This window comes from Collinsella sp. CLA-AA-H167, assembly GCF_040095305.1.
Lineage (GTDB): Bacteria > Actinomycetota > Coriobacteriia > Coriobacteriales > Coriobacteriaceae > Collinsella.
In genome coordinates, this window is record NZ_JBBNGA010000004.1 from 66,924 (window position 1) to 79,770 (window position 12,847).

13 protein-coding genes are annotated in these 12,847 nt (G+C 59.4%); 8 read left to right on the plus strand and 5 right to left on the minus strand.

The features are described from left to right. Positions 1-3 precede the first annotated feature (3 nt). Positions 4-1,167, plus strand: coding sequence for a phosphoglycerate dehydrogenase (locus AAAT03_RS03995; RefSeq protein WP_117735908.1), 1,164 nt, complete (start codon positions 4-6; stop codon positions 1,165-1,167). 347 nt (positions 1,168-1,514) lie between these two features. Here the strand turns inward: AAAT03_RS03995 and AAAT03_RS04000 are convergent, their stop codons facing one another. Then, positions 1,515-2,495 (minus strand): hypothetical protein, encoded by a 981-nt coding sequence (locus tag AAAT03_RS04000; protein WP_147335433.1) that lies wholly within the window; start codon positions 2,493-2,495, stop codon positions 1,515-1,517. A gap of 223 nt (positions 2,496-2,718) precedes the next feature. On the opposite strand from AAAT03_RS04000, the gene AAAT03_RS04005 reads away from it, so the two are divergent. Together AAAT03_RS04005 and AAAT03_RS04010 are read left to right on the plus strand one after the other, a co-directional pair. Continuing rightward, positions 2,719-3,939 carry a M20 family metallopeptidase gene (locus AAAT03_RS04005; protein ID WP_117772996.1) on the plus strand — a complete coding sequence of 407 codons (1,221 nt, stop codon included), beginning with the start codon at positions 2,719-2,721 and terminating at the stop codon, positions 3,937-3,939. Between the two features lie 39 nt (positions 3,940-3,978). Further along, positions 3,979-4,668 (plus strand): DUF1015 family protein, encoded by a 690-nt coding sequence (locus tag AAAT03_RS04010; protein ID WP_117563978.1) that lies wholly within the window; start codon positions 3,979-3,981, stop codon positions 4,666-4,668. A gap of 129 nt (positions 4,669-4,797) precedes the next feature. Here AAAT03_RS04010 and AAAT03_RS04015 read toward each other — a convergent pair whose 3' ends face one another. The 3 genes from AAAT03_RS04015 to AAAT03_RS04025 form a co-directional block, all read right to left on the minus strand. Further along, the gene (locus AAAT03_RS04015; RefSeq protein ID WP_117772998.1) at positions 4,798-5,433 is read right to left on the minus strand and encodes a histidine phosphatase family protein; all 636 of its coding nucleotides are present in this window, start codon (positions 5,431-5,433) and stop codon (positions 4,798-4,800) included. A gap of 17 nt (positions 5,434-5,450) precedes the next feature. Next, the gene (locus AAAT03_RS04020) at positions 5,451-5,993 is read right to left on the minus strand and encodes a histidine phosphatase family protein (RefSeq protein ID WP_055252053.1); all 543 of its coding nucleotides are present in this window, start codon (positions 5,991-5,993) and stop codon (positions 5,451-5,453) included. An 82-nt stretch (positions 5,994-6,075) separates the two neighbouring features. Next, a complete protein-coding gene (locus AAAT03_RS04025; RefSeq protein WP_158563751.1) occupies positions 6,076-6,747 on the minus strand; it encodes a nitroreductase family protein in 672 nt (223 codons plus the stop codon). A 234-nt stretch (positions 6,748-6,981) separates the two neighbouring features. On the opposite strand from AAAT03_RS04025, the gene AAAT03_RS04030 reads away from it, so the two are divergent. Both AAAT03_RS04030 and AAAT03_RS04035 read left to right on the plus strand, forming a co-directional pair. Then, entirely contained in the window at positions 6,982-7,584 is a 603-nt protein-coding gene (locus AAAT03_RS04030; RefSeq protein WP_117773002.1) for a DUF308 domain-containing protein, read from the plus strand. Beyond that, complete coding sequence (locus AAAT03_RS04035) at positions 7,585-8,067, plus strand: DUF188 domain-containing protein (protein WP_117563982.1); 483 nt, start codon at positions 7,585-7,587, stop codon at positions 8,065-8,067. A 164-nt stretch (positions 8,068-8,231) separates the two neighbouring features. On the opposite strand, the gene AAAT03_RS04040 is transcribed toward AAAT03_RS04035, so the two are convergent. Continuing rightward, entirely contained in the window at positions 8,232-9,320 is a 1,089-nt protein-coding gene (locus AAAT03_RS04040) for a putative manganese transporter (RefSeq protein ID WP_055252059.1), read from the minus strand. A gap of 171 nt (positions 9,321-9,491) precedes the next feature. On the opposite strand from AAAT03_RS04040, the gene AAAT03_RS04045 reads away from it, so the two are divergent. From AAAT03_RS04045 to AAAT03_RS04055, 3 genes are all read left to right on the plus strand, one after another. Then, on the plus strand, positions 9,492-10,460 hold the full coding sequence (locus AAAT03_RS04045) for a hypothetical protein (RefSeq protein WP_055252061.1): 969 nt from the start codon (positions 9,492-9,494) through the stop codon (positions 10,458-10,460). A 349-nt stretch (positions 10,461-10,809) separates the two neighbouring features. Continuing rightward, positions 10,810-12,000, plus strand: coding sequence for a hypothetical protein (locus AAAT03_RS04050; protein ID WP_148315876.1), 1,191 nt, complete (start codon positions 10,810-10,812; stop codon positions 11,998-12,000). A gap of 419 nt (positions 12,001-12,419) precedes the next feature. Next, on the plus strand, positions 12,420-12,785 hold the full coding sequence (locus tag AAAT03_RS04055) for a metalloregulator ArsR/SmtB family transcription factor (RefSeq protein WP_055252065.1): 366 nt from the start codon (positions 12,420-12,422) through the stop codon (positions 12,783-12,785). Positions 12,786-12,847: the final 62 nt, after the last annotated feature.

A 12,847-nucleotide genomic window follows, 5' to 3' on the forward strand; every position in this document is an offset into this window, starting at 1 on the left:
TTCATGCGCAAGATTAAAACCATCGACGACATTACCAAGGACGGCAAAGTCGAATTTGGCGAGGGCTACGAGTTTGTGGGCACCGCCGAGGAGGCCGACGCCATTCTGATGCGCTCCACCGACCTGCACGGCTACGAGCTGCCCGAGGGCATCCGCGCCATCGCCCGCTGCGGCGCCGGCGTCAACAACATCCCCGTCGAGGAGTACGCCAAGAAGGGCGTCGTCGTCTTTAACTCCCCCGGCGCCAACAGCAACGCCGTCAAGGAGCTCGTCCTGGGCATGTTGGTGCTCTCGAGCCGCGGCGTGGTGCAATCGATGAACTGGGTGCGTGACAACGCCGACGACCCCGAGATTCAGGTCGATGCCGAAAAGGCCAAGAAGGCCTTTGTGGGCCGCGAGCTCAAGGGCAAGCGCATCGGCGTCATCGGCCTGGGCAACGTGGGCTCCAAGGTCGCCAACGCCTGTGTCGATCTGGGCATGGACGTCTACGGCTACGACCCGTTCATTTCCGTCGAGCACGCATGGGTGCTGAGTCGCGAGGTGCAGCGCGTGGGCACGCTCGAGGACCTCTGCCGCGGCTGCGACTACCTCACCGTGCACGTGCCCAGCAAGGCCGATACCATCGGCATGATCAGCACCGAGCAGATCGACCTGCTGGCGCCCGACGCCGTGCTCATCAACTACGCGCGCGAAACCATCATTGACGAGGACGCCGTCGACGCTGCCCTGCGCGAGGGCAAGCTCAGCTGGTTTAGCTGCGACTTTGCCACGCCCAAGACCGTCAAGATGCCCAACACGTTTATCACCACGCATTCGGGCGCCGGCACCGGCGAGGCCGAGGCCAACTGCGCCGACATGGCCATCAGCGAGCTCAAGGATTACCTGGAAAACGGCAACATCGCGCACAGCGTCAACTACCCCGCCTGCAGCATGGGCAAGGCGCGCGCCGCAAGCCGCATTGCCTGCCTGCATGCCAACGTGCCCAACATGATCGGCCAGATCACGGCCATTCTCGCCAAGGACAACGCCAACGTGCAGCGCATGACCAACGAGTCCGCTGGCGAGAACGCCTACACCATGTTCGACACCGATGAGCACCTGGACGGCAGCACGATCGAGGCACTCAAGCATATTCCGTCGATGTATCGTGTGCGCGTGATTAAATAGCGCCGGCGCCAATCCTGCCAGACAGACCACGAAGCCCATTCGGCCCCCGTTTTCACGAAACGGGGGCCGATTTTGTTGCTCCGGACGACTTTAAAATGATACCCATAACAAGTTTTTTCAGATAATCGATAGTGAGGCTCAAGTCGCTAAGCACACCCGCTTTGATAAACAGCTTTATCAGGGACTTTAGTAGGTAAAAATCGATCTCTATGTGCCGAATGTAAGTTGACTGTCCATTTTCCGAAACAACTTATTCTAGATAGCATTTTTAAGGCCCCTCCAAGGCGAAATATAAGTCTTTTTGTGACCAAAACTCTAGTCCGCGCGACCGTTTTCCACCCGCGCGGCTACATTCCTGCCCAATCGATAAAAATCTCCTCACGAAGCCGCCGTTCGAGCTCCTGCTGTCGCGGCGTCTTGTCTTTCAGCGGCACATCGAGATAGGACATGATGAGCTCCATCACCACGCGGAAGGCATCGGAGTCGGCCAGCTGACCATAGGTCATCAGAATGACGGGATATCCCATCGCTTGCAGCGCCGTCGTTCGATCGGAGTCCGAAATCTTGGATTCAATGGATCCGTGAATGGCTTTACCCTGGCATTCAACCAGACACTCTCGGCTGCCGTCCTTATTTGCCAGCAGGATATCGGCATAGCGCCTATCAAGCCCCGAAATCAGGCGGGCGCTGCGCGTCATACGAATCTCAACGTTATTGGTAAGGCTCAGCCCTTCGCCGCCGCGCAACCTCGTAAGGCCAAACAGCATCGAAGCCTGGACCTCGAGCGGCGATGCTGCCACCCCCGTAATGCATTTCGCGGCTCGTATGAACGATTTAGCGCCGCGGAGCCCCCGGACCTTATCGACGAACTCTGTAAGCTCAGAGAGCTCGATCAAGGGAGGTCGTTTCCACAAGTCCGTTGGATTCCCCGAGACATCCTTTACGTTTTCCCAGCCCGACCGTGCGTCACCCCACCGGCCCCCGTATGCCTGCTCAAGTGCCGACTTTACCTGAGGCGCAATCTTGCACACGGCAAAGGTGCCGCACATCTCATACATGCACATGATTAGACGCTCGTTTGAGACCGAGGAAGCCAGGGTCAGCAGGGTAAAGAGTGGGGACGCAACATCGAGGCCAAACTCCGTCTGCCGCACGGAATCAAACGGCCTCTCCCCGTTCCAAACATGCCTGACAATGCGATCGCCCTTACGTCCGCAGCTGCCCTGCGCCAACACGTGTAACGGGGTGCCCAGGAAATGCGTGACGAGCGGATGCTCACATAGGTGCTCCCTGCGCGGATCGTCCGCAGAATCGGGCAGGTCCGGCATTATTGCCAAGACCTGTGGAGGTATCCGGTGATACCGAAAGGCAGATATGTCGCACAGCATGTCGTCCATGAAGGGTACGTACCCGCTGCGTCGCTTGTGAACCCGCCCGGACGGCAAACGCGCTGGCTCGGCCTGCGAACGGTAAATACTGCCACGCCCACGTCGCGGATCTCTCAGGAGGCTTACAATCGGTTTGGAAAGCAAACTGATTGTGAGGTTGCATATGGTTGATGAGGATTTTGCCTGGCGGCTTGCGCAGGAGCTTGTGCGGATCGACAGCTCAGACCCGGGCGCGTATGAGGATGAAATTGAGCGCTTCATTAAGAGGCTCATTGAGCAGCAGCTGGCACAACTTGATAGTTCTGCGCTCGATGCCGTGCAGATTGAGGAGCTCGAAGTGCTGCCCGGGCGCCGCAACCTTAAAGTCACCGTGCCGGGCCAAAGCGACGAGCCGCGGCTGATCTATATCTGCCACATGGATACCGTCACCTTGGGCGATGGCTGGGACGCAGACATCGAACCGCTTGGGGCGGTTGTGCGCGACGATAAACTCTATGGCCGCGGTGCCTGCGATATGAAGGGTGGCCTGGCCTGCGCCATTGCCGCACTGGTCCATACGCTCGAGCGCGTGGCGGCGGATGGCGCGCTGCCACGCCGCGGCTTTTCGCTCATCTGCTCGGTCGACGAGGAAGACTTCATGCGCGGCTCAGAGGCCGCGATCGATGCTGGCTGGGTCAGCTCGCGCGAATGGGTGCTGGACACCGAGCCCACCGACGGACAGATCCAGGTGGCGCACAAGGGGCGTACGTGGTTCGAGATTGAAATGGCTGGCGTGACGGCGCATGCGAGCCAGCCTTGGAAGGGCGCGGATGCCGTCGCCGCCATGGCCGAGGTCGTGTGTTCGCTTCGTCGCGCGTTTGCGGCGCTGCCCGCGCACGATGAGCTGGGGCCTTCGACCATCACGTTTGGCCAAATCGAGGGCGGATATCGCCCCTACGTCGTACCCGACCGCGCCAAAGTCTGGGTCGACATGCGCCTGACCCCGCCGACCGATACGGCCGCCGCAATCAATATGGTCGAGCATGCCATCGCCGTCGCCGAAGCCGCCGTTCCCGGTTGCCATGGCAGCTACACCGTGACGGGCGACCGCCCCGCCATCGAGCGCGACCCGAACTCTCCCCTTCTAGCAGCGCTCAAGCGTGCCGCCGATGACGTAACGGACGCGGACACGACCGTCGGCTTCTTTACCGGCTACACCGATACCGCCGTCATTGCCGGCAAGACAGGCAACCGCAATTGTATGAGCTACGGCCCCGGCTCGTTGGCGCTCGCACACAAGCCCGACGAGTATGTGCCCCATGCCGATATCGTTCGCTGCCAAAACGTGCTCATCGCGCTTGCCGATAACACGCTCTGGGACGCAAGCGGCCAAGTTGGGGCATAATAAGCCGCGAACAAACCGACTCGCGCGTTAGGACCGCCCATGAAAGCACTTCCGTTTCCCTGCATCCGCCCGGCTCAGGACCGTGTGCTCGAGGCGCTGCCTGCGATGGGCGGTATCCTGAGCGGCAACGACGCCCTGCGCGGCGCCATTGCTGACGGCCTAATGCTCAAGGATCCAGGCGCGGCGTATTACGTGTACGAATGCTCGGGCGAGCCGGGTCGCGCGACGGGTGTCGTGGCGATTTGCCCGGTTAACGTACTGACGGGTAGCGACGAGGCTGCCGCCGAGAGCGTCGACGCACTCGCCGCCGCGCGCGCGATCGCCGAGCTTAAGGTGCAGCCGCGCCCCGTGTCGCTCGCCTACGAGGCGTCGCCCGTCATGGATATCATTTTGAGCGCTGCCAAAGAGGGCGCATCGCTCTACGCCGTCACCGATCCCGCGGGCGTCACACATCGCGTGTGGGAGGTCAAGCGCGAGGACGCCGTTGCCGCCATCCGTGCCATGCTCGATCAGGCGCCCGACCCGGTGTTCGCCGGTGACTCCGCCTATGTCGCCGCACTGGCTGGGGCATCGCAGATTCTGGCCGACGAGGCCCGCGCTGCCGGCGCCTACTCTGGCAAAGAGCCGTTCAACTTTGCTGTAGCCGTGCTGTTCCCCGCCGCGCAGGTCAGCGGCAGCGCGCCGCAGGTTCCGACGGGTCTGCTCACTCACCAGGTCTCACGGTTCTAGCGAACTCAAACGCTAAGCTGGAAAACCCAGCATCCAAACAAACAAGGGGCGGAGATGCAGCAAACGCATGCACCTCCGCCCTTTTCGCATCAAACAATTACGCCGGTAAACCGGGCCGCAACGTCAGCGTTATCCACGCTGCGGACCTGCCGCCGCCACGAGCGGCTCTAGCCCCAGCTCGCGCGCGTAGTCTTCCTGCGTAAAGACTTCGACCAGTTCAAACGTATCGGCCGCATCGTCAAACGCAAAATGCAGCACTGAGCAGTTGCCCGGCACGCGTTCGCGCTCGTCGGCCGCCGCGCCCCGCACGTGGTCCAAAAACTCCTTGATAGCTGAGCCATGACTTACCGCGAGCACGCACGTATGGTCCGGACGCCGCATAAGATCGGTCAGCGTCGCCACCATGCGCGTGCGCACCTGGATCTGGCCCTCGCCGCCAAACTGCCGATAGAAGTCGCGCCACGGGCGCTCGGGCATAAGCATCACGCGCTCGGCCTCAAAGTCGCCAAAGAACCACTCACGCAGGCCGTCCAGGCGCTCGTACGCCAAGCCCGGCCACAAGTTGGCGATAGTCTGCTCGGTGCGATGAAGCGTAGAGGTGTAGGCATGATCGGGCTCAATGCCGCGCGCACGTAAAAACATGCCGGCGCGCGCCGCCTGGTCGCAACCCAACTGCGTAAGCGGCGAGTCACTCCACCCCTGAATGATACGCTTAAGGTTGAATATCGTCTGTCCATGACGGACCAGATACAGATCTTTATTCATAGGGGTCCTTTCGTTCGTTACCAACCCAAGAGCGAAAACGCCCCGTCGCAATAGCCAAAATGAAGCACGGCACCGTTGTCGGGTAGCTCTCCCCCGCCAGTCACATACTCAAGAAACTCCTGGCAGGCTGAGCCGTGGGAAACCGCCAGCACGCAGTCGTGCTGCGGCCGGGCCATAATACGGGACAGCGCCGCGACCATGCGCGACTGAAGCTGCACTTCCGACTCGCCGCCAAAGGCCACCGGATAATCGCCCCAGGGCTGCGGCGGCATCTCGCGATTTGATGTGCCCTCCAGCGAGCCAAAATGCCACTCACGCAGGTCATCGACCAGCTCAATGGAACGGCCCTCGCCAACGATAAGCTCGGCCGTATGCCGCGCCCGGCCCAACGGCGAGGAATACACATGATCAAAGGCCACGCCACGCGCCGCAAACGCCGTACGCGCCGTCAGCGCCTGCTCGCGCCCGCGCGCCGTAAGCGGCGAATCGTGCCAGCCCTGCAAAATGCTCTGCACATTGAGCTCAGTCTGCCCATGCCGCACCAAATACAGATCTGCCACACGCTCTCCCCTCGTACCACCACAAAGGGGACAGGCACCTTTGTGGTGGTTTACCGTCTGATCACGCCGCGGTGACGCTCAGCTACACCAGCACGTCGGCGAGCGGGCGCTTGGGTACGTGGTGCACCTGCGCATCGTCACGCCAGTAATTAATTGACCCGTCGGGGTTGGAATCGATCGCATCGATCATCTGCGTCTCGGCCGGCACGCCAAAAGCCATGATCAGCTTGAGCTCATACTTGTCGTTATCGAGCCCCATAGCATCGATCGCGTGGGGCGTAAAGGCCTTGAACATGCAGGCTGCCACCTCGGGCGTGGCGCTGCGAGCGGCGAGCATCATCGTCTGCGCGGCAATGCCCGTGTCGACCTCGGTGATGGGCGCGGCGGGCTTACCCGGAACAGCGCGCTCGGCAAGAATCGCGATGTAGCCGGTCGGACGCTCGCCCTCGGCAGGACCCGACCAATCCTTAAGCGCGCCGGCCCATGCAAGCTCATCAAATACACGCGCGCAATCCTCGGCACCGCTCACCACATGAAAACGCAGACGCTGAGCATTGGCGCCGCAGGGAGCCAGGTGCGCCAGTTCCGCCAGCTCGAGCAAAAACTCGCGCGGCACGCGCATGGACTCGTCAAAACGGCGGCACGTACGGGCGCGGCGGACCAGCGCGTCAAACGTGTCCAGGCCAAGCTTTTCGCAACCTTGCTTTGCCATCGATTCGACACTCGACGGTGCCTCGGGAACTGCTTCGTTCATAGGGACCCCCAATACAAGCCAATTGTCCTTAGGAAAATCTAACCTAAAACGTAGGCAATAACGAACAGGGCTGCAATGTTCTACACCTGTTGAATAGAAAATCGCGACGTGGGGAACAACGGAAACAATTCGGGGCCTTTGGGTTACGTTTCGCCCTCCCCGACCCATACGTCAGCGCCCTTAGGGGATACTGGTTGTAACGATCAAGGCTTACGCCGCACGGAAAGGAGACTTATGGGCATCTTTAAGAACGATGATCAAAAATCGAGCCAGTTTGGATTTGACGAGAAAAGCATGGCGGGCAAAGCCGTCAAGGCCGTACGCTGGATCTACGCCATCACGGGCGTCTTAGCACTCATTGCTGGTATCGCGCTGCTTTTTGCACCTGCCAAGTCCCTCGTCTTTTTGACGACTGTCCTGGGTTTTTACTTTGTAATCACTGCTGCCATCAGACTATTCACTGCCATTTTTGAGCCGCTGCTGCCCACCGGCTGGCGCGTGACGAGCATCATCTCCAACCTACTCATTATCTTGGGCGGCGTCATAATCCTGCGCAACCAGGCCTTCTCGACCGCGACGCTCACCACGATGGTGGTTATCGTGGCCGGCTTTGGCTGGATTGTCGAAGGTGTCATGTCCATTCTGGAGTCCGAGCTTTCGTCCAACCGCGCCCTCGCTATCCTGAGCGGCGCACTTTCCATCATCGCCGGCATGTTCGTGTTTATCTATCCGCTGTGGTCGGCCAAGATGCTCGTCATCTTTAGCGGTGCCGCGCTGCTGGTGTTTGGCGTGACGCTCATTGTTCGCGCCATTCAGTTTGGCAAACTGGTGCGCTAGATGCCAAAGACGCTCTTTATTGATGCCGACGCCTGCCCGGTCACGCGCGAGTCGATTGACTGCGCGCGGCGGGCGGGCGTCGCCGTTGTTATCGCCGGCAACAGCACGCAAAACCTGGAACGGCACATTCGCCGCGACGACCCGCGCGATGCCGAGCACGCGCGACGCGGCTTTTGGGTCACGACGCTCGACGTGAGCGTGGGCGCCGACAGCGCCGACTTTGCCATTGTCGAACGCCTGCAGGCGGGCGACGTGGTCGTGACGCAGGACATTGGCTTGGCGAGCATGGTGCTCGGGCGCGATGCCGCCGCCATCGGTGTGCGCGGGCGCGTGTACGACAAGGCGACTATCGACATGCAGCTGTTTATTCGCCACGAGGAAAAGAAGGTACGCCGCGCCGGCGGACGCACTCGCGGTCCGGCAGCATTTACCAGCGAAGACCGCGCCCGCTTTAAACGCAACCTCACCGAGTTGCTGCACTAACCAAGGTAGATTTTTGAGACATGCCTAAAATCTACCTTTTTGTTTTGAGCGGTGTGAGCGCTCGGAATCCATGGCTCAACAAAAAACGGGCTTCAAAATGCCATGCGTCGCCGCATTGCGCAGGCGCTGAGCATGGCTATTTGAAGCCCATTTTTTAGGCCTACTTAGAGGCCAACGGCGGAGAGGATGAGGCCCCAGCCAGCGCCGATGACGTACATCATGATCAGGAACACGGCATTTTCGCGGGCGCTGCGGTTGGTGCGGAACAGCACCAGATAGCCCACGCCGGCGGAAATGAGCGTGCCGGCGAGCATCGGCGCCAGTTGCAGCGCGCCTTCCAGATACAGCTGTGTAATGACCACGCTCGCCGAGCAATTGGGAATCAGCCCGACAAGCGCCGAACCCAGGACAGCGAGTGTCTCGTTGCCGCGCAGGAACTGCTCGATCGCGGACTCGCCGAACGTCTCGAGCACGGCGACCAGAATCAGCGTCACCAGAAAAATGAATACCGAGACCTGCACGGTGTGCGAGATCGCACTGCGGATGATCGACAGGACAGGCGTCCCTTCGTGGGAGTGAGAGTGACCGTGACCATCATGGTGTTCATGTTCGCCCTCATGACCGTGATCGTGGCCATGTCCGTGTTCGTGCTCGTCCTCGTCTTCATCACAACCGCAATGGTCGCGCTCGCACAGCTCGTGGATGTGGTCGGCGCTCACGCCCGCCTCGGCCACCTCGTCGATGATGTCACCGCCGCTGTGGTCGTCGTGCGCGCAGTTCACGTGGGCCGGGTTGGCTGCGGTTCCCAGCACGGTACGGCGAATCGCCGCGTGCGCGCGGGCGTTACGGCGCAGGCCGCGAATGGCAGCGTCCACGATAAAACCCGTGACCAGTGCGATCAGCGCTTTCGAAGCCAAAAGCATCGCCATAGTCTGCACGGGAACCTGCTCGGCAAGCAACAGCGGCAGCATCTCATCGGAGGTCGAAAGGAACACCGCCACCAACGTGCCCAAGGTCACGACACGGCCGGCGTACAGCGTTGCTGCCATGGCCGAAAATCCGCACTGCGGCACCATGCCCAGCAGCGAGCCAACCACGGGACCCGCAGCGCCGGCGCGCTTGATAGCGCCGTTGACGCGGTCGCCCGCAACGTGCTCAAGTGTCTCGAGAGCAAGATACGTCACCAACAAAAACGGCACCAGCGACAGCGTGTCCTTGCCGGCGTCGAGCAGAATATCAATCAGTAAATCCATGACGGATGGAACCTTTCGTGTCTTTCGGCAGCATTGTAAAAGTCCTAGCGGTCAACTAGGGTATTGTAGTTGTCCCGGGCGCGGTGCCAATAGTTGCCTATGGTAAACTATCATCTCGCCATAACTCAGTAACCTCGAGCCGCACAACGCGGCCCGTCCAAGGAGTAGCATATGAACGTATCGCAAGCACTCGAATACGAGCGCCAGCCGTTTATCCCCATGTTTATCTACGGCGACCACGGCGCCATGGAGTCCGAGCGCCAGAAGGGCGAGGAGGCCCTCAAGGTGCTCGAGACCGAGTACTTTACCGCCGAGGGCGACCCCGGCTTCGACTTTGCCACCGTGCGCGACCTGGCCGACCGCAACCGCGACCTGTGCGACCAGATTGGCGAGGCGCGTCTGCGCAACGTGACGCCCGCGACGCTCTCGCGCGGCCTGTCCGATGCCGACACCTGCGCCGCCATCGGCAAGATGCAAAAGCGCACCGCCGCGTCCGTTATGCGCGAAATCCGCGGCGACCGCGACGCGCTCGGCGTGGCCTACGCCCGCAAGCCCATCCAGGGCACCGTGCTCGGTATCGACATCGAGACCACCGGACGTGCACCCGAGCGCGGCTATATCATCAACGTGGGCTGGGAGATCATGGAGCTCACCAGCGACGCCGTCCCGCATGACGCCGAGGCACACTACTGCGGCCTGCCCGACATCTACCGCGGCGAGGATGTGCCGTTGTCGAATATCCACCACATCACCTGGGACGACATCGACGGCAAAAAGCCGTTCCGCGAGAACAAAGAGCTGCAAAAGCAGCTGCTCAAGCTTATGAAGAAGTACCCGTACATGGCACACAACGCCGCCTTTGAGGACAGCTGGTTCAAGATCCACCTGGACGGCTACGCCGAGGCACGCCGCGCCGGCAAGATCATCGTCATCGACTCGCGCCAGATCTGCCGCAGCCTGGACGCCGACGTGCGCTCGCTCCCCCGCGAGTCCGCCCCCGCCGCGCTCGAGAACTGGGCACGCCGTCGCGGCACCCTCGCGCCCGACGCCAACGAGCAGCATCTGGGTCTGGACGACACCGACCTCATGCTCCGCACGGTACAGGCCGAGTTCAACCTCAAGAACCTATTCGCGAAATAGCAACGCCTGCGACAAACACTACTTGCTCACGAGCGGCCTCGCAGCGGGAAACACCGCAGCGGGGCCGCCCTATGTTCCACAGATAGATCTGCCATCACAAATTCTGAACCCTCATTTTGAACGATTTCGGCCAATTCCCGACACGTAATTCGTTGTCGGATGGTGATGCATCGATATCAAATGTGCAGCAATTGAGTTTTTATATGCTATAGCTAAGCTGCGATAACATTGATTTTAGGCATGCCAACCCATAATTGCGTCAAGCTTTTGGACAGCATTTGGTTAGGCCCCTAAAACGACTTTCCCACTCAGCGCCATCAGCACGGCATTAGCTGACACGATATATACCATGAGTATCGTATTGTCACATACCACTGCAAAAGCGGTCTACCAGGCCGCGCATTCGGCGTCTACGAAAGACACCGAGCCCTGTAACCCTGCCGCGATTTACGGATCATGTCCCACCGGAACGCTCCTTGACGCAGCCGCAGAATGGCTCACCAAACACGATGTTTCCCTTGACGCAAATGATTGCCTCGAAGTAATGGTGTTTGATCGCAGGAATGCGCGCTATGCAATGAACTGTCAATGCCACGTTTCGTCAAAACGATTCTCGAGCTCACGCTTTATAGAGCTCAAAGATGGCATCTTCATTGTTGGCGTTGAGCTTTGCGCACTTCAGGCCGCCACCTATCTCCCTTTTCGCGAACTGGTGGAGTACTACTTTGAATTGTGCGGCGCTTACTCCCTTGGAACCGGCTCTTCCACCTCGTATAACGAGCGTTTCGCGCTCACCTCGACCGAAAGGTTAAAACAGTTCTTTAATTCCATTACCAGATGCGACGGTCTGGCCCTTGCCCGAAAGGCGATTCAATGTGTGCGCGACGGATGCCGGTCTCCTATGGAAACGGCCTTTGTCATGATGCTAACGCTGCCTAAAAGCGAAGGAGGGCTTGGTATTAAGGGAATTGAGACCGATTGCGAGGTGCAGGTCACCGCTGCCGCAAAGAATCTCACGAGACGCAAAAAGTTCTTTATGGATGCGTATCTAAAGAAATCTCGCACAGACATTGAATACAACGGGTTTTATCATGACGCGGAAGAAGACCGCGCCATCGATGAGGAGCGCAAGAATGCGCTTGCGTCCATGGGATACGGAATCATCACCGTCAGTCGTTATTCCTTTATGCATGCCAGCGCTTTCGTTAGGGTCATGGAGGCGATCCAACGGAAAGAGGGCATACGCCCCTCGCGTCTGCCAAAAGACTTTCAAATCATGCAAGAGGACCTGAGACAGTTTGTGCTCAGAAGGTTTATAGAAGAGAAAAAGAGAATTCAGAAGCAGCTTCGCCAGGATTCCGAAGATCGTCAACGAATCGACCTCGAAAAAGCAACACTCGAAGGCATCACGCTGGATGACCCGACAATAAATGAAGTTCCGGCAATCGATGACATGCAGACTGTCGAATCCGACAGCCCATCATTTGCCCAAATAAGCAGCCTCGCGCCCGAGGGCAGAATCTTCGGGGCCGGAAGCTAGACCGGCTAACAAGGTGGGTACCCTAGCGATGTGCAAAATTGCGAGTATTCAGCAGGGTCGGCCCTCCAGCACCCACAAGTTAATCCAAATGAAAAACAAAAACGCTATCGAACGGGAACGTTAGGCAACATTTGAGGAAGACCTTGTCTGTTTACCGCCCTTGGATAACTCTTGAGCGGCTTTATTTGGCCTGGAATAGATTAACGGACCCCCTATAGTTGCAGAATACTCCAATTTTTGCACGGCGCGGGGGCACCCACCCCGGCATCGGCTATCAAAACCGCTCAGTCCGGAATCTCGTCCACTATTCCCCATCATTTTATGCGACGAATTACCTGTACGTCATTGACATATGAACATGCGCTCATATAATCGGAAGTAAGTTATATGAGCGCATGTTCATATGAAAGGATATTGCAATGAGCAGCCACGCTGATGAAACAAAGACTGGCATCGAGGCCACCGAGCCGATCGTCCCCACCACCTGCTCGCCCGAGGACCTTCCCGACGAGGAACTTCTCTACGACCTTGCCGACCTGTTCAAGGTCTTCAGCGACACCACGCGCATCAAGATTCTCTATGCCCTCATGGGCCGCGAGCTCTGCGTGGCTGACATCGCCGAAGCGACCGCGACCTCGCAGTCTGCGGTGTCGCACCAGCTGCGCACGCTTAAGCAGTCGCACCTGGTCAAGTTCCGCCGCGACGGCCGCAACATTCTCTACTCGCTCGCTGACGATCATGTCTATACCATGCTCAACCAGGGCATGAGCCATATCTGCGAATAGCAATCAACCACGGTATCAGCGCGGCCGGCACCCAGACCGCCAACACAGGGAAAGGAACCCAC

Bases quoted from the DNA above. Each gene is read 5' to 3' on its own strand.
- AAAT03_RS03995 (WP_117735908.1), top strand. From the start codon at position 4: ATGCGCAAGATTAAAACCATCGACGACATTACCAAGGACGGCAAAGTC.
- AAAT03_RS04000 (WP_147335433.1), bottom strand. From the start codon at position 2,495: ATGCCGGACCTGCCCGATTCTGCGGACGATCCGCGCAGGGAGCACCTA.
- AAAT03_RS04005 (WP_117772996.1), top strand. From the start codon at position 2,719: ATGGTTGATGAGGATTTTGCCTGGCGGCTTGCGCAGGAGCTTGTGCGG.
- AAAT03_RS04010 (WP_117563978.1), top strand. From the start codon at position 3,979: ATGAAAGCACTTCCGTTTCCCTGCATCCGCCCGGCTCAGGACCGTGTG.
- AAAT03_RS04015 (WP_117772998.1), bottom strand. From the start codon at position 5,433: ATGAATAAAGATCTGTATCTGGTCCGTCATGGACAGACGATATTCAAC.
- AAAT03_RS04025 (WP_158563751.1), bottom strand. From the start codon at position 6,747: ATGAACGAAGCAGTTCCCGAGGCACCGTCGAGTGTCGAATCGATGGCA.
- AAAT03_RS04030 (WP_117773002.1), top strand. From the start codon at position 6,982: ATGGGCATCTTTAAGAACGATGATCAAAAATCGAGCCAGTTTGGATTT.
- AAAT03_RS04035 (WP_117563982.1), top strand. From the start codon at position 7,585: ATGCCAAAGACGCTCTTTATTGATGCCGACGCCTGCCCGGTCACGCGC.
- AAAT03_RS04040 (WP_055252059.1), bottom strand. From the start codon at position 9,320: ATGGATTTACTGATTGATATTCTGCTCGACGCCGGCAAGGACACGCTG.
- AAAT03_RS04045 (WP_055252061.1), top strand. From the start codon at position 9,492: ATGAACGTATCGCAAGCACTCGAATACGAGCGCCAGCCGTTTATCCCC.
- AAAT03_RS04050 (WP_148315876.1), top strand. From the start codon at position 10,810: ATGAGTATCGTATTGTCACATACCACTGCAAAAGCGGTCTACCAGGCC.
- AAAT03_RS04055 (WP_055252065.1), top strand. From the start codon at position 12,420: ATGAGCAGCCACGCTGATGAAACAAAGACTGGCATCGAGGCCACCGAG.